The sequence below is a fragment of the Flavobacterium sp. YO64 genome (assembly GCF_004119505.1).
GTDB lineage: Bacteria > Bacteroidota > Bacteroidia > Flavobacteriales > Flavobacteriaceae > Flavobacterium > Flavobacterium oncorhynchi.
In genome coordinates, this window is the sequence record NZ_NRQV01000022.1 from 1 (window position 1) to 17,724 (window position 17,724).

21 protein-coding genes are annotated in these 17,724 nt (G+C 33.0%); 16 read left to right on the forward strand and 5 right to left on the reverse strand.

Annotated features, from left to right (window positions below):
* The 3 genes from BOW57_RS20650 to BOW57_RS15095 all read left to right on the forward strand — a co-directional run.
* A partial coding sequence (locus tag BOW57_RS20650; RefSeq protein WP_164973719.1) for a hypothetical protein occupies nt 1-319 on the forward strand: 319 nt, incomplete at its 5' end.
* A 374-nt stretch (nt 320-693) separates the two neighbouring features.
* Nucleotides 694-1,038 (forward strand): hypothetical protein, encoded by a 345-nt coding sequence (locus tag BOW57_RS15090; RefSeq protein ID WP_129055409.1) that lies wholly within the window; start codon nt 694-696, stop codon nt 1,036-1,038.
* 99 nt (nt 1,039-1,137) lie between these two features.
* A complete protein-coding gene (locus BOW57_RS15095) occupies nt 1,138-1,482 on the forward strand; it encodes a hypothetical protein (RefSeq protein WP_123872351.1) in 345 nt (114 codons plus the stop codon).
* A 96-nt stretch (nt 1,483-1,578) separates the two neighbouring features.
* Here BOW57_RS15095 and BOW57_RS15100 read toward each other — a convergent pair whose 3' ends face one another.
* The 4 genes from BOW57_RS15100 to BOW57_RS15115 form a co-directional block, all read right to left on the reverse strand.
* On the reverse strand, nt 1,579-2,070 hold the full coding sequence (locus tag BOW57_RS15100) for a hypothetical protein (protein ID WP_129055411.1): 492 nt from the start codon (nt 2,068-2,070) through the stop codon (nt 1,579-1,581).
* Between the two features lie 21 nt (nt 2,071-2,091).
* Nucleotides 2,092-2,787: a hypothetical protein gene (locus BOW57_RS15105; RefSeq protein WP_129055413.1), complete on the reverse strand. Its 696-nt coding sequence runs from the start codon at nt 2,785-2,787 to the stop codon at nt 2,092-2,094.
* Between the two features lie 10 nt (nt 2,788-2,797).
* Nucleotides 2,798-3,250, reverse strand: coding sequence for a hypothetical protein (locus tag BOW57_RS15110; RefSeq protein WP_129055415.1), 453 nt, complete (start codon nt 3,248-3,250; stop codon nt 2,798-2,800).
* A gap of 153 nt (nt 3,251-3,403) precedes the next feature.
* Nucleotides 3,404-3,637, reverse strand: a complete 234-nt coding sequence (locus tag BOW57_RS15115) for a hypothetical protein (RefSeq protein ID WP_129055417.1) — start codon at nt 3,635-3,637, stop codon at nt 3,404-3,406.
* Nucleotides 3,638-4,177: 540 nt separating this feature from the next.
* Here BOW57_RS15115 and BOW57_RS15120 point away from each other — a divergent pair.
* Nucleotides 4,178-4,495: a GIY-YIG nuclease family protein gene (locus BOW57_RS15120; RefSeq protein WP_129055419.1), complete on the forward strand. Its 318-nt coding sequence runs from the start codon at nt 4,178-4,180 to the stop codon at nt 4,493-4,495.
* Nucleotides 4,496-4,722: 227 nt separating this feature from the next.
* On the opposite strand, the gene BOW57_RS15125 is transcribed toward BOW57_RS15120, so the two are convergent.
* The gene (locus BOW57_RS15125) at nt 4,723-5,211 is read right to left on the reverse strand and encodes a cupin domain-containing protein (protein WP_241687453.1); all 489 of its coding nucleotides are present in this window, start codon (nt 5,209-5,211) and stop codon (nt 4,723-4,725) included.
* A gap of 545 nt (nt 5,212-5,756) precedes the next feature.
* Here BOW57_RS15125 and BOW57_RS15130 point away from each other — a divergent pair.
* From BOW57_RS15130 to BOW57_RS15185, 12 genes are all read left to right on the forward strand, one after another.
* Entirely contained in the window at nt 5,757-6,350 is a 594-nt protein-coding gene (locus BOW57_RS15130; RefSeq protein ID WP_089054049.1) for a TetR/AcrR family transcriptional regulator, read from the forward strand.
* 247 nt (nt 6,351-6,597) lie between these two features.
* On the forward strand, nt 6,598-7,815 hold the full coding sequence (locus BOW57_RS15135; RefSeq protein ID WP_129055423.1) for an efflux RND transporter periplasmic adaptor subunit: 1,218 nt from the start codon (nt 6,598-6,600) through the stop codon (nt 7,813-7,815).
* 12 nt (nt 7,816-7,827) lie between these two features.
* On the forward strand, nt 7,828-10,992 hold the full coding sequence (locus BOW57_RS15140; RefSeq protein ID WP_129055425.1) for an efflux RND transporter permease subunit: 3,165 nt from the start codon (nt 7,828-7,830) through the stop codon (nt 10,990-10,992).
* A 321-nt stretch (nt 10,993-11,313) separates the two neighbouring features.
* On the forward strand, nt 11,314-12,732 hold the full coding sequence (locus BOW57_RS15145; protein ID WP_129055427.1) for a TolC family protein: 1,419 nt from the start codon (nt 11,314-11,316) through the stop codon (nt 12,730-12,732).
* Nucleotides 12,733-12,994: 262 nt separating this feature from the next.
* Complete coding sequence (locus tag BOW57_RS15150) at nt 12,995-13,450, forward strand: hypothetical protein (RefSeq protein ID WP_129055430.1); 456 nt, start codon at nt 12,995-12,997, stop codon at nt 13,448-13,450.
* Nucleotides 13,451-13,658: 208 nt separating this feature from the next.
* On the forward strand, nt 13,659-14,285 hold the full coding sequence (locus BOW57_RS15155) for a Crp/Fnr family transcriptional regulator (protein WP_241687454.1): 627 nt from the start codon (nt 13,659-13,661) through the stop codon (nt 14,283-14,285).
* A 71-nt stretch (nt 14,286-14,356) separates the two neighbouring features.
* Entirely contained in the window at nt 14,357-15,088 is a 732-nt protein-coding gene (locus BOW57_RS15160) for a GNAT family N-acetyltransferase (RefSeq protein ID WP_129055432.1), read from the forward strand.
* Nucleotides 15,089-15,473: 385 nt separating this feature from the next.
* Entirely contained in the window at nt 15,474-15,854 is a 381-nt protein-coding gene (locus BOW57_RS15165; protein WP_089054043.1) for a DoxX family protein, read from the forward strand.
* 9 nt (nt 15,855-15,863) lie between these two features.
* Nucleotides 15,864-16,076, forward strand: coding sequence for a hypothetical protein (locus BOW57_RS15170; RefSeq protein WP_241687455.1), 213 nt, complete (start codon nt 15,864-15,866; stop codon nt 16,074-16,076).
* 77 nt (nt 16,077-16,153) lie between these two features.
* Nucleotides 16,154-16,525: a VOC family protein gene (locus BOW57_RS15175; protein WP_129055434.1), complete on the forward strand. Its 372-nt coding sequence runs from the start codon at nt 16,154-16,156 to the stop codon at nt 16,523-16,525.
* 22 nt (nt 16,526-16,547) lie between these two features.
* Nucleotides 16,548-17,057 (forward strand): DinB family protein, encoded by a 510-nt coding sequence (locus BOW57_RS15180; protein ID WP_129055436.1) that lies wholly within the window; start codon nt 16,548-16,550, stop codon nt 17,055-17,057.
* Between the two features lie 19 nt (nt 17,058-17,076).
* Nucleotides 17,077-17,541, forward strand: coding sequence for a DUF1440 domain-containing protein (locus BOW57_RS15185; RefSeq protein ID WP_129055438.1), 465 nt, complete (start codon nt 17,077-17,079; stop codon nt 17,539-17,541).
* Nucleotides 17,542-17,724 lie beyond the last annotated feature (183 nt).

Sequence of the window (17,724 nt, forward strand, 5' to 3'; positions counted from 1 at the left end):
TTCTATTTCAGAAGATTCTACTGCAAAAGTCTCAAATAATAAAATTAGAGAAGTTTATCCAATAAATGTAGTAGTTAAAAAAGGTAATACTTATATTAATGACGAAGAAAAAATTGTAATAGCTGTAAATGATATTGATGTTTATGGAAAATGTAATTTGGTATTGAGTATCGGAAATAATAAGAATGAAGATTATAAAAATGTAAAAGTTGGAAAAATATTTACTTATTCAATTAAAAATAGAAAGCTTAATGTAACTTTAAGTAAAACAGATTTTATCTCTTCTAATGCAACTTTTCATATTACAAAAGAAAATTAAAACACCAAGAAAGAAACCTCGACCTTAAAAAAATCGAGGTTTTTCATTTTACAAACTCTACTCCTCACTCAAATAAGGATTCAAAATCCCCACCATTTCATTGAGCCAATACTAATTGTCTTCAAAATTTGTAAGTCCGCTTAGGAAGGTTTCGTGTTGTAACATTACAGCCAAAAATTAAAATGCAATTCTCCTCTACACTACATAAAGTCTCTCGACTTTGCCTTCTTTTATAAATTTCATAATCGAAACTGCTTGTTCTTTTTGACTAAAAAAAGACGTATTGTGACACAAAAAAGTCGTATATTAGTAAAATAACTGAAAACCGTAGTCTTATTTTACGAGACCTACTCAAAAAATTAAAACCACTTATCATGCCGCTAACACCAAAAATAACGGAATTATTGTCAAAAAAATACAACCCCAATGTAACTATTTTTGGCAATTATGACAGCAGTAAGAGTGCTTCTATTCTAGATCACGATAATGGAACTACTTTTATAATATCAGAAAATACTTTATTTTCTTTCAAAGATCAACACCGAAATCATTGGATGACACTTGTGCAATCATTTCCTTCAAATGGAAAAGAATACACTCCAAAACTCGGCGAATTGTACGTTGCAAATGATGGAATAAAATACAACTTCACTACAAAAGAAGAAATTCTGGAAATGGCAGTAAAATACTTCGAAAACCATAAACACAATATCGAATAGTTTTTACCTACTCAAGTTTGAATGTGATAACCTAGCTCTGAGTTATGGTTAAGAACAAAATTTTACCTCAAAGCCTCCAAAATAAAACTCTAAAAAAACATGAGTAAATTTAATTTTAAAAATAAAAAGTTTGCACTTATTCAAAATTCAGATAATGGACAAGTAAACACAGAAACTGTTTTTAATTATAATCAGGATGGTAATCTTGTAACTGCCGACTATTTTGGTGGAACAATTAAATACGGAAAAATTATTGCGGAATTAAAAGACAACGAATTAAATATGCTTTATCAATGCTTGACTACAGATAATGAACTAAAAGCGGGCAAAGCATTGGCACAGATTAGTTTGACAGAGAATGATAAAATAAAACTGTCTTTAGATTGGGAATGGCTCACAAATGGAAGCGAAAAAGGAAACTCTGAATATATAGAAATTGAATAAGCAGGCGAAAAAAGAAAGACAGTACAGACACAAAAAATCTCGCTTGTAAGCACAAAATAAAGATAAAAAACTCGACAAACTCGAGTTTTTCTTTATCTAAGTCTCTGAAATACCCCCAACATCTTCTATTTGCCCATCTACAAACTTAAATTCAATGCCATGTTCAGTATCTAACTTGTACCGAATAGTTACTCTAATGGTTTTATTGTCCGAAATCCGTAAATACATTAAATCTTTAATATATTCGTTGTGTTTTTCAATGCTGTCAATGTTTAATGGCGGTTCGCCTGATTGCTCGCTGTTTTCATAATATTTTGCATAAACTCTTTTGTATCGTTCAAATGATTTTAATTGTAAATCTGCCAAACGGTTTTCGATATTATCAATAAAAATTCTATATGTTTCTGCAAAGGCTGTCAATTGTTTTTCAGTTGGAGGCGTTTCAATTTCTTCGCCCTCTTCATCGTATTCATCACCTAAAAAAACTTCTGTTTTAGGCTTGTCAAAAAACGGATATGAAAAATAAATATCAGAAGAGTAACCAGCCCAATCTTCTTCTACATTTCCCCAATATGGATGTGTTGTCATATGTATATATTTTAAAAATTACTACTCTTCATAAGGTAGTAAATCAATTTCGTAGCTAACGGACTCACTAGCTTTAGCAGCTTTTATAAGAGCATTTTTTTTAAGGACAAACTGTTCCTTATCATCTTTTGATAATGATTTTGGTGTAATTGTTTTTAAATCCTCTTTTTTATTAAATTTTATCTTCGATAATTGGTCAGGATTATTTATTTGCGAAAGCCCTTTTAAAAGGAGTCCATACATGGCATCTGACTGCAAAAAATCAGTTAGCTTTTGTTTGTTATTTATACTTTCTTCTACTTGCTCTAAATATTTTGTTATTGCCGGACCAGAATAACTAAGCAGTATTTTTTCCTTTGTTTCCTGCCATCTTTTATCCATATCTTCAGGTTTTATGACGTCAATTATCTTTCCGCTTGGATTGACCAAAACTGTAATTTCATCAAAAACATAAGCAACTCTTCGAATGTAGGAAACATTATTTGGACCTTCAAATTTAAAATCCATACACAAAAAAGTATACTTGATGATTTGATCTGATATATCTGACTTATAAATATTTACTTTTCGGATATAAGTGTTGTCCTTAGTTTTATCTGCTCCTTTTACATAAGAAGAAAAATTGTATGTTAGACTATCGGTCGCTTTTTCTTGTGAAAAAGAATATAGACTAAAGAAAAAAAAGATACAAATAATAGTGTATTTGCTTTTTTGCATGGGTGTTATTTTAGTTAGAATTGGCAATAAAATGCTTTTCAACAATACTTTTATATTTCTTAGGATTATACTTTATAACAGGTTTATTTTTACCATCAAACAAAACCATTGCAGTTCTTTTATCAAGCATCGTGACATCTATAAGGTATGTTTTTTTTGCAGTAATAAATTTTAATTCTCTGGCGTTTGTTCTGCCTACAAATCTGTTATCTGTTGCTGGACCGTATTTATTATAAATAAAATCTGCCGTTTTTTTATGAATCTCAATTTCTTCTTCTGAGGCTGCAACTTTTTGATTCTCAACAAAAAACATTCCTTGTGAAGGTGAGGTCACCGTTATACCAAAGTCTGTTTTTATATCTTGATTTACCTTTTTAATGTGCTTTGAAGAACAAGCATTCAATACAACAAGAAGTAGCAGCAAACAAAGAATATGAATTATAGTATTTTTTGAATTTTTCATTTGAATTAAATATAACAAAGATTACAACCTGAAATTTCTAACAAAAACCTGTTTTTAACCTAAAGATGAGTCTTGTAAACGCATCAAAATCTCAACAACAATACAAATAATAAAACCTCGATCTTAAAAAACCGAGGTTTTATTTTGCAAATCTTATTCCTCACTCAAATAAGGATTCAAAACTTCAGCCAATTCATTGAGCCAAAAAAAGCCGTTTTCTAACTCATTTATTCTGGTTTGAAGGGTTTCGTGTTCTCGCAATACGCCCAAAGCTAAAATATAATTTACTTGTCGTAATACTTTAGCCATATCTTCGAGATCTATAACATGGTTAAAAAAATCAATCAGCCTTGTTTCGGCTTCTTTGGAAAGGGTTCTTGTTTTCATAATGTCGTAATATTAGGAATATAAAACCCTTGCATCTTAGTGTTCCTAACGCTTACGACCGCGTTTACGGTCGTTTCCGATACCGTACACATAATACAAGGGCAAATCTTGCTCTAATTTAAAGTCGTAATTTTTTAGGAACTTCAAATGTAGAGAAATCTTTTTAAAAAGAAAGATTTTTCTTTCAATTAATATATTTCTTTTATCAAATATAAGAAATCTATATTTCAGCAAACATTTATTACATTTTTGTCATTTCGACTGGAAGGAGAAATCGCACTAGAAATTCCGCAAAGTGACTCGACAATCTTTGTCAATATACGTATGTGATTTCTCCCTTCGGTCGAAATGACAAACTGTGAGTATTAACATACTGTACGATTTGACACAATCTTGTCATTTCGACTGGAAGGAGAAATCACACTAGAAATTCCAGAAAGCGAGTCGACAATCTTTGTCGATATACGTGTGTGATTTCTCCCTTTGGTCGAAATGACAAACTAAAAATAAATACATATATTCGTACAAAAAAAACACAAAATGCTAAATCCGCAACTTGGTTTTCATAGTTACTATGTCTATATTATAACAAATGAACATCGAACATCTTTTTACATTGGAGTTACTAACAACTTAAAAAAAAGACTTTCAAAACATAAAGAAAATATAGATTTAAATATAAATAGTTTTGCAGCAAAATATAATATTCAGTTTTTAGTTTATTACGAAAAATTCACTTGGATACAGGAAGCAATTGCCCGAGAAAAAGAATTAAAAAAATGGCGGAGAGATAAAAAAATCGAATTGATAAGAAGTTTTAATGAAACTTTTGAATTTCTTAATTTTCATTTTGAGTAAGTTTTGCTTTCTAACAAATCCTTGTCGATGCACTTGTGCGATTTACCTCGTGAGTTCGTGATCTCACGTGCCTCCCTTCAGTCGAAATGACAAGATTGAGGTAATACTTTACGAAGTGTGAGGTAATTCTTTATGGAGTTTCTTGTATAAATATCTTTTGTTGATTCACCATCGTTTGAGCCTTCTTGTGTCAAAATATCAAACTTCATGAACAAATTCAGGAGAACCTACCTCAAATCCTTTTTAATTACTAAATATTTCAAGTCTGTTTTTCCTGCATTGCTAATTCCGTGTTCGGCATTTGGCGGACAATAAAAACTGGTATTTGGGCCAGCTGTAACAGTTTTTCCGTTTAAAAAGAACTCGGCGGTTCCTTCTAAGATGAAGAAAAATTCTTCTTCGGGATGATGATGCGGCGCGTGCGTTGATTTTCCGGGTTCGACAATACTCATTTTGAGTGTGTTTTCTTGTGTAAAATTTTTATCGGCAAACCAATATTGATAACCTACTTTGGTTTTTGTGGCTTTATTTATGTCAAAATGATTGACACAATTTTCGATTGTGTATTCTGGCGGCGCAATTTCTTTTTTGGTTTCCTGAGAAAAGGTTTGCTGGAAAATTAAGATTGCAATTGTGGTTTTTATGATGGTTGTTAGTTTCATTTCTTTTTGTTGTAATGTTACGAAAAATTTTAAAGCGGGTACTTGCAGTGACATTTTTTGTTATCCTGATGAGCAAGGATCGCAATTGAACATTTCAACGAAAAGTCCCAGCGGGACGAAATATTTATAGTAACAATTAATTTTATTTGAATGGAGCCCCAGCGGGGCGAAATATCTTTTGAATGTACAATATTTATATTTTACTCCGCTGGAGCTTTTTCTAAAATGTGTATCAACGATCTATAAACATTTTATTCCTCTGGAATTTTGCTGAGAGAAAATTGTTCCTGCCAACTTTGACAAAGTTCTAATGAAAAAATACACGTTCTCTCCTAGCCCCGATCGAAATGGTATCTTTTTGTGGTGGGGTTCACCACAAAAAATATAATGTAGAGCGGGACAAATGGTCTTATAAAACGAAAAAGATCTGCTCCTAAAAAAAATATTACAACCAAAAGTTCAATAAAATAAGCACTTCGCAAAGAATTTTAAAAACACTTATTGTACGATAAGAAAATATTATGATAAAAATATTTTGAAATTCGAAAATCCGCCATACATTTGCCTAACAGTGTTAAACGATTTAATACTCGAATAAAATGGCTAGCAAAGATCGAATTTTAAGACAAAAAGAAGAGACAAGAAGTAACATTCTTGGCGCTGCTTATGATATCGTAAAAGAAGAAGGCTGGAATGGTTTGAGTATGCGTAAAATTGCCGACAGAATCGAATATACTGCTCCTATTATTTATGAATACTTTTCGAATAAGGAAGCAATATTAGAAGAATTGACAGGCAAAGGTTTTAACAAACTTGCTAAAGAGTTGCAAATTGCAATCGACAAGTTTGAAAAACCCGAAGATCAATTAGAAGCCATGTGGATGACTTACTGGGACTTCGCTTTTACTAATACTGAAATGTATCAGTTAATGTTTGGTGTTCAAATGACTTGCTGTGCTCAGCGATGTTCGGCTCAGGAAGCACCTTACAAATTGTTCACTGGTGTTATTGCCGAAGTTATGAAGGACAGCAATCCTAGTGAAGATATCATTAAACAAAAATATTTTACTTTCTTTTCTGTTATTCATGGTTTAATTGCCATAAACATCATTAATAAAAGTGATATTTTAGAAACAATAAATGCTCAAATTTTGAAAGATGCCATTGGCGGTATCATCAAATCAATACAATAGTTTTTTTTCATTTTTTACTTAACAGTGTAAAATAATTTAAACGGGATAACATAGAATCCTTTTTTTTATAACTTTCACTTAACACTGTTAGAAAATTTAATAGAGGTAATAAAACTCTTTTTTTAGACTTTTACTTAACACCGTTAAATATTTTAATAGTGATTTAAAAATAAATTGAAAAAGATATAAAGTAGAGAAGTTTGCGCACATTTACTTAACAACGTTAGATAATTTAATTCAATTAAATATGAATCCCGAGAATGCCAGAATACCAATGAATTTAATCCGAGAAAATGTTCAACCAATTAAAACCACAATGAAAATGAAAAATGTAATTATAACCAGTTTAATTCTGGCCTTAGTATTAAGCAGTTGTGCCGATAAAAATCAGGCTCCTACTGCTCCTCCTCCACCGGTTTTACCAGTTTTGGCTATAACAAGTGCAAATACAACAACTGACGCTGAATATCCTGCAGCTATACAAGGAACCGTAGATGTTGAGATTCGCCCCCAAGTAAGCGGAAACCTTGACAGAATTTTTGTTGACGAAGGTGCTTATGTAAGCAAAGGACAAACTTTGTTCAAAATAAATGAACGTCCGTTTCGTGAGCAGTTAAACAATGCTTTGGCAAGTTTACACGCTGCAGAAGCGGCTTTGATCAACGCTAATTTAGAGGTTGATAAATTGACGCCATTAGTTCAAAACAAAGTAGTTTCTGATTATCAGTTAAAAACAGCTAAAGCTTCTCAAAAAATTGCTGCTGCCAATATCGAACAGGCAAAAGCAATGGTAGGTTCTGCTAAAATTAATTTAGGATATACAAACGTAACAGCTCCAGTGAGCGGATACATTGGAAGACTGCCTAAAAAACAAGGAAGTTTAGTTTCGGCATCTGATGTTGAAGCACTTACCACTTTATCTGATGTTCACGAAGTATTTGCTTATTTCTCTTTGAGCGAAACAGATTTCATCAACTTTAAGACTCAATATGCAGGAAGTTCACTTGGTGATAAAATCAAAAAATTACCTCCAGTTACTTTGATTTTGGCAGATAATAACGCTTATCCTCAAACAGGAAAAATCGATATGGTTGATGGTCAATTTGATAAAACTACAGGTGCGATCACGATTAGAGCAACTTTCCCAAATGCTAACGGAACGTTACGTTCTGGAAACACAGGAAGAATTCGTTTAGGATTAAATCACGACGATGCAATTTTAGTTCCGCAAGCTGCAACAGTTGAAATGCAGGATAAAGTTTTTGTTTTCACTGTTGGTAAAGACAACAAGGTGACTAAAATGCCTATCTCAATTGTAGGTAAAAGCGGTACCAATTATTTAATTAAAGAAGGTGTAAAAACGGGTGACCAAATCGTGTTAAGCGGTATTGACAAACTTCAGGATGGACAAGCAATTCAGCCAGAAAAATCAACTAAAGTTGCCGAAGTAACTAATAAAAAATAATTCTAAAAGACAATGTTCAAAATATTTATACAAAGACCTGTACTGGCAACCGTAATTTCCATTTTATTGGTAATTCTGGGAGTATTAGGTTTAACTAAACTGCCTTTACAACAGTTTCCTGATATTGCACCGCCATCGGTTTTGGTAACAGCGGTATATCCGGGAGCCAACGCAGAAACGGTTTTACGTTCTGTGGCACCTTCTATCGAAGAATCTATAAATGGTGTAGAGAACATGACTTACATGAGTTCTACAGCCAGTAACGACGGTACTTTGGCTATTACAGTTTTCTTTAAACTTGGTACAGATGCGGATCAAGCTGCTGTAAACGTACAAAACAGAGTTGCACAAGCAACGAGCCAGCTTCCTGCCGAGGTTGTACAACAAGGTATTATTACGGCGAAACAACAAAACAGTTTCATCATGGCGATTGGTATGTATACTGATGATGAAGCAAAATACGATCAGACTTTTGTTGCCAACTATGCGCAAATTAATATTATTCCTGAACTAAAACGTATTCCGGGTGTAGGTTCTGCTAGTATTTTTGGTGGTGTAAAAGATTACTCGATGCGTGTTTGGTTAAATCCAACACAAATGTCAACTTACAAAGTGACACCAAATGAAGTGATGGCGGCTATTCAAGACAAAAGTTTGGAAGCGGCACCAGGGAAATTTGGAGAGCGAAGCAAAGAAGTTTTTGAATACGTTATTAAATACAAAGGAAAACTAACCAAACCTGAAGACTATCAAAATATTGCGATACGTTCTAACGCAGATGGTTCAGTACTTCGTTTAAAAGATGTAGCTAGAGTTGAACTTGGTGCTTATTCTTACAACAGTTTAACACGCTTAAATGGTAAAAAAGGAGTTGTAATCGGGGTGATTCAATTAGCGGGATCTAACTCTAATGAAATCCAGATTGCTATCAACAAAATGATGGAAAAGGCTTCTAAAGACTTTCCAAAAGGCATAAAACACAATATTTTCTATAGTACAAAAGTATCTCTTGACCAATCTATCGAACAGGTTCAACATACCTTGCTAGAAGCTTTTATATTGGTATTTATTGTGGTATTTATCTTCTTGCAAGATTTTAGATCAACATTAATCCCGGCTATTGCTGTACCTGTAGCAATTTTAGGAACGTTCTTCTTCATGCAGTTATTCGGATTTTCGATCAACCTTTTAACACTTTTCGCATTAATTCTGGCGATTGGTATTGTGGTCGATGATGCCATTGTGGTAGTCGAAGCGGTGCATGCGAAAATGGAGCACAAACGTTTGTCTCCAAAAATCGCAACCCATGAAGCAATGCACGAAATAACGGGTGCTATTATCTCGATTACGCTGGTAATGGCTGCTGTATTCCTGCCGGTTGGTTTTATGGAAGGCTCAACAGGAGTTTTCTATCGTCAGTTTGCCTTTACGATGGCGATTGCAATTGTAATTTCGGCTGTTAATGCTTTAACATTGAGTCCGGCGCTTGCAGCTTTGTTCTTGAAAGATAATCACGGAGCACACGATCACGATGCACCTTATGTAAAAAAAGGATTTAAAGAGAAATTCTTTACCGCTTTCAACAGCAGTTTCGAATCATTGACAAATCGTTATGTGGGCGGACTTAAATTCTTAATCAGAAGAAAATGGTTGAGTTTAGGAGGATTGGCTTTAATTACTATTGCAACAGTAATCATGGTAAAAACAACTCCTGCCGGATTTATCCCTACAGAAGATCAAGGATTTATTGCGATTGCAGTAAATACACCATCGGGAACATCATTAGACGGAACTCAAAAAGTAATGACGGAAGCTGAGAATACTTTAAGAGGTTTAGATGCTTCAAGATTTGTAACCGCGATTTCTGGTTTCAACTTATTGACGAATTCTACAAGTCCATCATCAGCAGTAGTTTTCGTATTGCTTAAACCTAATGAAGATCGTGGCGATGTTAAAAATATTGACGAAATCATGAATCAGGTTCGTGGTAAACTGGGCAGTATTTCTGGTGGAAGTTTCTTCGTATTTAGTTTCCCAACTGTTCCTGGATTTAGTAACGTTGAGGCTTTAGATTTAGTGCTACAAGATAAAACGGGAGGAAAACTGGATAAATTCAGCGGCATCTCTCAAAATTTTATCGGAGAATTAATGAAACGTCCAGAGATTGCAGTTGCCTTTACTTCTTTCAAAGCGGATTATCCACAATTACAATTGGAAGTTAACGATGAAAAAGCGAATCAATTGGGTGTTAATGTAAAAGACATTTTACAAACGATGCAGGCTTATTTTGGTAGCGCACAAGCATCTGATTTCAACCGATTTGGTAAATATTACCGTGTGGTTGTTCAGGCTGATATTGAAGACAGAGCAGATCCAACAGCAATTGACAGAGTTTTTGTAAAAAACAAAACAGGCGAAATGGTACCAATAAATACTTTAGTAAAACTAACTCGTATTTATGGTTCAGAAACCGCTTCACGATACAATTTATTTAACTCAATTTCTATTAATGCTATTCCGAAACCAGGATTTAGTTCCGGAGATGCCATTAAAGCAATTGAAGAAGTAGCAGCACAACAATTACCTGCAGGTTACGGGTTTGAATTCTCGGGCCAGACTCGTGAGGAGATTTCTTCTGGAGGGCAATCGGCTACAATTTTCTTACTGTGTTTGATATTCATTTATTTCCTACTTGCTGCACAGTATGAGAGTTATATCCTTCCTCTAGCGGTTATCTTATCAATCCCTGCAGGTATTTTTGGAGTATTCGTAGCTATTGGTTTAACTGGAATTGAAAACAACATTTACGTACAAGTTGCTCTTGTAATGCTTATTGGACTTCTCGCCAAAAATGCCATTCTGATTGTCGAATTTGCCGTGCAGAAAAGGAAATCGGGACAAGCGTTAGTTAGAGCTTCAATAGATGCAGCCAAATTACGTTTGCGACCAATTATCATGACGTCTCTTGCCTTTATTGTTGGTTTAGTACCAATGATGAGCGCCAAAGGACCATCAGCTCAAGGTAACCATTCTATTAGTATTGGTGCAGCGGGAGGTATGATTTCGGGAGTAATTCTAGGTTTGTTTATCATTCCTGTTTTATTCATCATTTTCCAGCATTTACAAGAAAAGGTTTCTGGAAAACCAGTTGCCGTAATTCATAACGAAGAAAAATAATACATGGAAAACTATATCACAACAATCCTTGTCGCCATAATAATTGGCATTGGATATATATCGTACAGAATCTCAAAAGATCTTGAAAATAGAAAAGATACTTGTACAGAAATTTAACCCTTTGCGTGAAAAAATGTTTTAACACATAGAAACATAGATTTTTGTCTCGAAAAAAGAAAGTAAAAGAAACTAGTTTCCACACATAGCTAAACTATGTTCATTTAAACAAGTGAAACGCCTTTTTTAAATCCTCAAAAAACTATGTTTCTATGTGTTTAAAAAACTAAACCCAAAGGATAAAAAAATTAATAAAAAAACTAAATGAAAAATCATATAACCAAAATCGTGGTCTTCGCCATTCTGATCACGACTTTAATATCCTGTAAAGTTTCTAAGGATATTGAAACTCCAAAAGATGCATTTCCTGAAAATTTCAGGAATGCATCGGTTTCAAACGATACAAGCAGTATTGCCGATGTGGAGTGGAAAAACTTCTTTACAGAAAAAGATATTGTTAAATTAATCGACAGCGCCGTTGTGAGAAACAACGATTTGCAGATTGCCGAAAAGAACATTGAAATTGCACATTACCGTTTTACGCAGTCAAAATGGGGAAATGTACCGCAGGTTAATTTACTAGTAAACGCAAGTACCAGCAATCCGTCTGACAATAGTTTTACAGGCAAGAATTTAGGTCAGGCGTTAGGTCAAAATCATATTGATGACTTTTCTGCTGGAGCTTCACTTTCGTGGGAAGCTGATATCTGGGGAAAAATCAGAAATCAGAAAAAAGGCGCTTATGCAGAGTATTTACAATCTGCAGAAGTGAAGAAAGCGTTACAAACAAATATTATAGCCAATGTTTCGAGAGGATATTACAATCTTTTAATGCTGGATGCTCAATTGGATATTGCCAGACAAAATTTGCGTTTAAATGATAGTACAACAAATATTATCAAATTAAAATACGATGCTGGTCAAGTAACCACTTTAGCGATTCAACAATCTGAAGCACAGAAATTAAACTCCGCGCAGTTGATTCCGTTATTAGAGCAAAATATTTCGATTCAAGAAAATGCATTAAGTGTTTTAACAGGTTCTTTCCCGAATTCTAAAGAAAGAACAATTCGTTTAAGCACAATTGAGGTAAAACACAATACAGCTGTTGGAATTCCATCTGCCTTAGTTAGCAGAAGACCTGATGTAAAAAACGCCGAATTGGCTCTTAAAGCAGCCAACGCAAACGTAGGAATCACAAAAGCGGATTTATATCCAGCTTTAAGAATTACGGCTCAAGGCGGCGTAAACTCTTTTGAAGCCAGCAATTGGTTCAACATTCCTGCTTCATTATTTGGAACTGTCGCTGGAGGTTTAACACAACCGCTTTTGAACAACAAAAAAGTGAGAACACAATATAATATCGCTGTAGCAGAAAGAGAAAAAGCAGTTATAAGTTTTAGACAATCTGTTTTGGTTGCCGTAAGCGAAGTTTCAGATGCTTTAGTTAAAGTGGAGAAATTACAACAACAGGAAACTTTCTTAAAAGAAAAAGTAAAAACATTACAGCAAGCCATTAAAAACGCCAACCTTTTATTCAAAAATGGTATGGCAGAATACCTTGAAGTCTTAACGGCTCAGGCCAATTTACTACAAAGCGAATTGGAACTTGCTGATCTTAAAAGACAACAGTTAACCGCTAATACTGATTTATATCGTGCTCTAGGCGGAGGCTGGAAATAATACTCGTTACAATACCCGTTAATTATTTATTTTTTGAGATGAAAACGCTGTGAGATCTTTGGTTTCATGGCGTTTTTTTAGTTTTACTGCTAAAGTACTAAGAAGCAAAGTTTTTTATGGCTGCCACGAATTTCACAAATTTCCACTAATTTTTTATTTAAATATTTATAAAAATAATTCGCGAAAATTTGTGAAATTCGTGGCAACAAACTTTTTGACTTAATGCCATTGGCAAAACCATTATTTAAATAAATCAAAACCCATGAAGAAAATTACATGCCTTGCTCTTTTAGCTTTAGTATTTACAAACTGCAAACAAAACAATTCGAATGAAGAATTAAAACCAGTAACAAAACCTGCAGACACAGTTGCAGTTGTAAAAGAAGAAAAAAAGGCAGAGGAAAAAGAGGATTGTAAAGACATCGAAGTAGAAATGGGATCTGGAAGAGAATGTATTTTAAAAAATACAGATCTTGATAAAGTATATCAAAACATTATTAAAAATAAAGAAGTGGAAGAATCAGAGTACTTTTTAAGTACCATTCCTGCCGAAAGTAAATCTGTTGAAATAAATAAAAACGGGTTAATCTCTATTGAATATCAAATCACTAAAGATAAAGCGGCAATTTCTATGAATTATGAAGGCGGTGTGACGGAAGTAACGCTCGAAAAAATAAATAATACAGTAAAAAGAAGCATTTATCATTATGCTGATTAAACTCTAAAACGTTACAAATAACTTCTGATTAAACCGCTAAAAGCTTGTGAGTTTCTGGCGGTTTTTTATTTGCTGTAAAGTCATCGAGGCACCAAACTTTTTATGTTTGCCACAAATTGCGCTAATTTTTACTAATTTCTTTTTTACTCTAAAAATAATTCGAGAAAATTAGTGAAATTCGTGGCAGTAAACTTTATCTCTTAGCATCTTGGCTGCAAAACGATTAACTATAACTTTCAATAAAGAAATATACCTCAACAGTCTAAAGCTAGCTTTTGAAAGCTACTCTCCTATTTCTGAAAGGTCGTGGAAATTAATTGAGAACATTATAGAATTTCAAACGCTTAAAAAAGGAGAAACGTTAGTGCAAAATGGAGAAATTGCTAAAAATCTTCATTTTGTTGCAAAAGGTATTCTAAGAGCTTTTATTACTGACCAACTGGGAAATTTCTATAATAAAAATCTTTTTATGGAAAACTCTTTTGCAGGTTCAAAAGTCTCATTGATGCTGCAATCGCCCTCAGATTTTACTATTGAAGCTTTGGAAGACAGTGTTATCATCAACCTAAATTACAAAAAATACATTTTGTTGATTAATGAAAATGAAGATCTCAAAAACTTTTATATTGCTCATTTAGAAAAAAACTGGATTATTGATAAAGAACAAAGAGAAGTGGCACTGGTAATGCAAAATGCAACCGAAAGATATCTCAAACTTTTAGAGAAATATTCTAGTATCGCCGAACGCGTGCCTTTATTGCATATCGCATCACATTTAGGAATTACACCAACACAGTTAAGCCGAATTAGAAAAAGTCTGGAAAAAGATTTGTAAATCAACATATGTAAAGGTTTTTCGGGAAAGCAATTTTTATCTTTGTTTCAGATTTAAATTCGATATTCAAAATGAAAAATACAACCCTCATCAAAGACAATATTGACAACCTGACAGCGCTTTGGAGAACTGTTGCTACTCCTCTCCTTTCCTATCATAAAAACGATCCTTTTGAATTCATTCAAATAGAAAACTCCGGCTGGCCAAACCGCTTATGGTTTCGAGAAGATATTACCGAAGAAAATCTTCCGCAGATTATGGAAACAATGAGAGAAAATCCCAAATTAGTTATTCCATATTGGAATATTTTTGGAAGTAATTCAAATGAAATCTTTGAAAAAAACGGATTTTCTATTCGAATTCAATTAATGGCTATGGCTTTGAAACTGGGCGAAAAAATCCCATTTCAAAACAATCTGACATTTAAAAGAGTTTTAAATGAAGAAGATGCCAAAACCTGGTCTGATATTTATCCGCTGTCTTTTAGTTATGTCATCAGTAAAGAAACATTGGTTCATAATTACGAAAATGCAGCGTTCTATCTGGTTCATTATGAAGAAAAACCAATTGGAACACTTACACTTTTTCAAACCGAAAAAACAATGGGAATTCATGGTGTCGGCGTTATTCCAGAAATGCGCAAAAAAGGCTTTGCCGAAGAAATCATGAAATTTGCTATCAATAAAGCAATTGATGCTGATTGTGAATATGCACAATTACAAGCTTCAGCTTTAGGAAAAGGCATTTATACACGATTGGGTTTTGAGGATTTATTTTTGATTACAAATTACCAACTAGCGTAAATTCCAAAATTTTAAAATTTTAAAATCCAAATTCCAATTAATCAAACACCTAAATCTCTTATAAAGAAACTAAGTTGCAAAGTTTTTTTACCTCTCGCAGATTTGGCAGATTAAGCAGATTAGACTTTTAAGTAAGAAATAAATAATCTGCTTAATCTGCCAAATCTGCGAGAAACAAATCCTTTAACCTTTTTAATCTGTGGCTTAAAAATAAAACCTTACGACTTTGCGAAAACTATTTTTAATCTAAAATCTACCTTCAAGAATCTAAAATCACAATCTTGTCGTAAATGCCCCTAAAATAGTCGTAAATGTGTATTTTATCAGAAATATAAGATCATTACATTTGTAATACATTAACTAATAACTATTTAAAAAATACCACATGAAAAAAGCAAAAATTATTTTTTGGGTTACGACAATTATTATTTTTTTATTCGAAGGCGTTATGCCGGCATTAACTTCTCAAACTGAATTAGCCAAAGAAGGAATCAGACATTTAGGTTATCCAGAGTATTTTGGAAGTGCATTAGTCATTTTCAAAATCTTGGGTGTTTTGGTTTTAGTGATTCCGTCAGTTCCCAAAAATGTAAAAGAATGGGCTTATGCCGGATTTGGTTTTGATTTTATATTCGCTTCAATCAGCCATTTTGCGGTTGACGGAATTGGCTTTCAAGGTTTCTTTCCATTAATCTTTTTAGTGATTTTGGCTGTTTCTTATACCTATTATCATAAAATTGAGCGTTATAAAAATATCGCTTTATAAAATTTTCAAATGATGATAGAAGTTTTCAAAACAAATGTTCAAGAAGTCGAGCAATCAGTAATGATTGTGGGAAAACTTCTTGAGCATTTTCCTAACAGCGCTGTCAATTTTGATCTTGAAGATTGTGATAAAATTTTGCGAATCAACGATTCGGAAATTTTAAATCACAAAATAATAGAGCTTGTAAACTCTTATGGTTTTCATTGCGAAGTGCTTCCTTAAACCATAATCAACTGAATTACAAAATAATACAATAAAAATTTGTAATTTTAAAATCCAAAATTTTAAAATACCGCAAAATGAATATTCCGGCAGAACATCAAACTATAATGCCCTATTTAATTTTACCGGGCGCATCAAAATTTATTGATTTTACGAAAACCGTTTTTGGAGCAACAGAAACAAATACCAAGGCAATACGCGAAGATGGAACCATTATGCATGCCGAAATTACTTTAAACGGAAGTACCATAATGTTTACAGATGAAGTTACAGACTGGCCCAAACAAACCGCAAATTTGTTTGTTTATGTTCCTAATGCTGATGAAACTTATAAAAAGGCTTTAGAAAATGGAGCCGTTTCATTAATGGGTTTAAGTAATCAGGATTATGGGAGAACGTGCGGTGTAACAGATCCGTTCGGGAATACTTGGTGGATAACATCAGTGTAGTAATCACTTAAAGATTAAAAATATGAAAGCAGCAGTTAAACAAAATATAGTTCAAACTTTTCATGATCTAAACGAAATCTTTTCGTCATTCTCTGAAAATGAGATAAATAAAACTCCATATGAAGGGAGCTGGACAGCAGGACAAACCGTACAGCATATTGTATTGGCTGGCTCTGGTTATCCCGAACTTTTTGCAGGAAAAACGGAGAAAACAACTCGAAATCCCGAAGAAAAAGTCAAAGATCTTGAAGCTCTTTTTTTAAACTTCGACATAAAAATGGATGCTCCAATATTTTTACAACCTGAAAAAAAAGAATACAATAAAAAAGCGCTTACTGAAAAACTTCATAAAATTGAATTCGATTTATTAGATTCGGCTGAAAAATATGATTTAACTTTAACTTGTCATGATTTTCAAGTTCCTGGTTTCGACAAATTCACGATTTACGAATGGATTAATTTTGTACTCGTTCATACAAAGCGTCACACAAATCAATTAAACAAAATTTTAAAATCGATAAAGAAAATTTAACTCATATAAAATTTATGCTATGAAATCAAAATCAAGAACTGTTTTATCTTCGGGCTTATTGGCAGGAACTTTAGATATTCTGGCAGCAATTTTAATTTATGCTGTAGTACTGCATAAAACAACAGCCGAAAAAATTCTACAATCAATTGCCAGTGGTGTTTTTAAACAGGAAGCGTACATTGGCGGATCTCAAATGGCTTTATACGGCTTACTTCTTCATTATTTTATTGCCTTTTCTTTTGCTTACTTTTTCTTTAAAATCTACCCTTATTTTCCTTTTCTACAAAAAAACTTCATGGTTTCTGGTATTTTGTATGGCATATTTGTTTGGATTGTGATGAATCTTATTGTGCTTCCAATTACATTTCCTAAACTTCCATCGAAACAGTTTGACTTTCCCTTATTGCTTTCCATTTTAATTTTGATATTTTGTATTGGTATTCCGATAGCATTTATAACGAAAAAGCACTACACTTATCGTTAATTTTTCAATTCTAAAATTAAAAACTAGAAAACTGACTATCAAAAACTTACATTAAAAAAAGAATTATCAAAATTTTAGCTTTTCATTTCAAAAAAGAATCATACTTTTATTAAAACTAAAATAAAATGTTCTGTTGATTAAAAAAAAACAACAAGAAACTTCTATTTGATACACAATTTACTT

Excerpts from the sequence above, each read along its gene's own strand:
- BOW57_RS15140 (WP_129055425.1), top strand. The coding sequence starts at position 7,828 with ATGTTCAAAATATTTATACAAAGACCTGTACTGGCAACCGTAATTTCC.
- BOW57_RS15145 (WP_129055427.1), top strand. The coding sequence starts at position 11,314 with ATGAAAAATCATATAACCAAAATCGTGGTCTTCGCCATTCTGATCACG.
- BOW57_RS15115 (WP_129055417.1), bottom strand. The coding sequence starts at position 3,637 with ATGAAAACAAGAACCCTTTCCAAAGAAGCCGAAACAAGGCTGATTGAT.
- BOW57_RS15110 (WP_129055415.1), bottom strand. The coding sequence starts at position 3,250 with ATGAAAAATTCAAAAAATACTATAATTCATATTCTTTGTTTGCTGCTA.
- BOW57_RS15170 (WP_241687455.1), top strand. The coding sequence starts at position 15,864 with ATGATGATAGAAGTTTTCAAAACAAATGTTCAAGAAGTCGAGCAATCA.
- BOW57_RS15185 (WP_129055438.1), top strand. The coding sequence starts at position 17,077 with ATGAAATCAAAATCAAGAACTGTTTTATCTTCGGGCTTATTGGCAGGA.
- BOW57_RS15150 (WP_129055430.1), top strand. The coding sequence starts at position 12,995 with ATGAAGAAAATTACATGCCTTGCTCTTTTAGCTTTAGTATTTACAAAC.
- BOW57_RS15165 (WP_089054043.1), top strand. The coding sequence starts at position 15,474 with ATGAAAAAAGCAAAAATTATTTTTTGGGTTACGACAATTATTATTTTT.
- BOW57_RS15105 (WP_129055413.1), bottom strand. The coding sequence starts at position 2,787 with ATGCAAAAAAGCAAATACACTATTATTTGTATCTTTTTTTTCTTTAGT.
- BOW57_RS15125 (WP_241687453.1), bottom strand. The coding sequence starts at position 5,211 with ATGTCACTGCAAGTACCCGCTTTAAAATTTTTCGTAACATTACAACAA.
- BOW57_RS15095 (WP_123872351.1), top strand. The coding sequence starts at position 1,138 with ATGAGTAAATTTAATTTTAAAAATAAAAAGTTTGCACTTATTCAAAAT.
- BOW57_RS15135 (WP_129055423.1), top strand. The coding sequence starts at position 6,598 with ATGAATCCCGAGAATGCCAGAATACCAATGAATTTAATCCGAGAAAAT.
- BOW57_RS15090 (WP_129055409.1), top strand. The coding sequence starts at position 694 with ATGCCGCTAACACCAAAAATAACGGAATTATTGTCAAAAAAATACAAC.
- BOW57_RS15175 (WP_129055434.1), top strand. The coding sequence starts at position 16,154 with ATGAATATTCCGGCAGAACATCAAACTATAATGCCCTATTTAATTTTA.
- BOW57_RS15100 (WP_129055411.1), bottom strand. The coding sequence starts at position 2,070 with ATGACAACACATCCATATTGGGGAAATGTAGAAGAAGATTGGGCTGGT.
- BOW57_RS15160 (WP_129055432.1), top strand. The coding sequence starts at position 14,357 with ATGAAAAATACAACCCTCATCAAAGACAATATTGACAACCTGACAGCG.
- BOW57_RS15120 (WP_129055419.1), top strand. The coding sequence starts at position 4,178 with ATGCTAAATCCGCAACTTGGTTTTCATAGTTACTATGTCTATATTATA.
- BOW57_RS15180 (WP_129055436.1), top strand. The coding sequence starts at position 16,548 with ATGAAAGCAGCAGTTAAACAAAATATAGTTCAAACTTTTCATGATCTA.
- BOW57_RS15130 (WP_089054049.1), top strand. The coding sequence starts at position 5,757 with ATGGCTAGCAAAGATCGAATTTTAAGACAAAAAGAAGAGACAAGAAGT.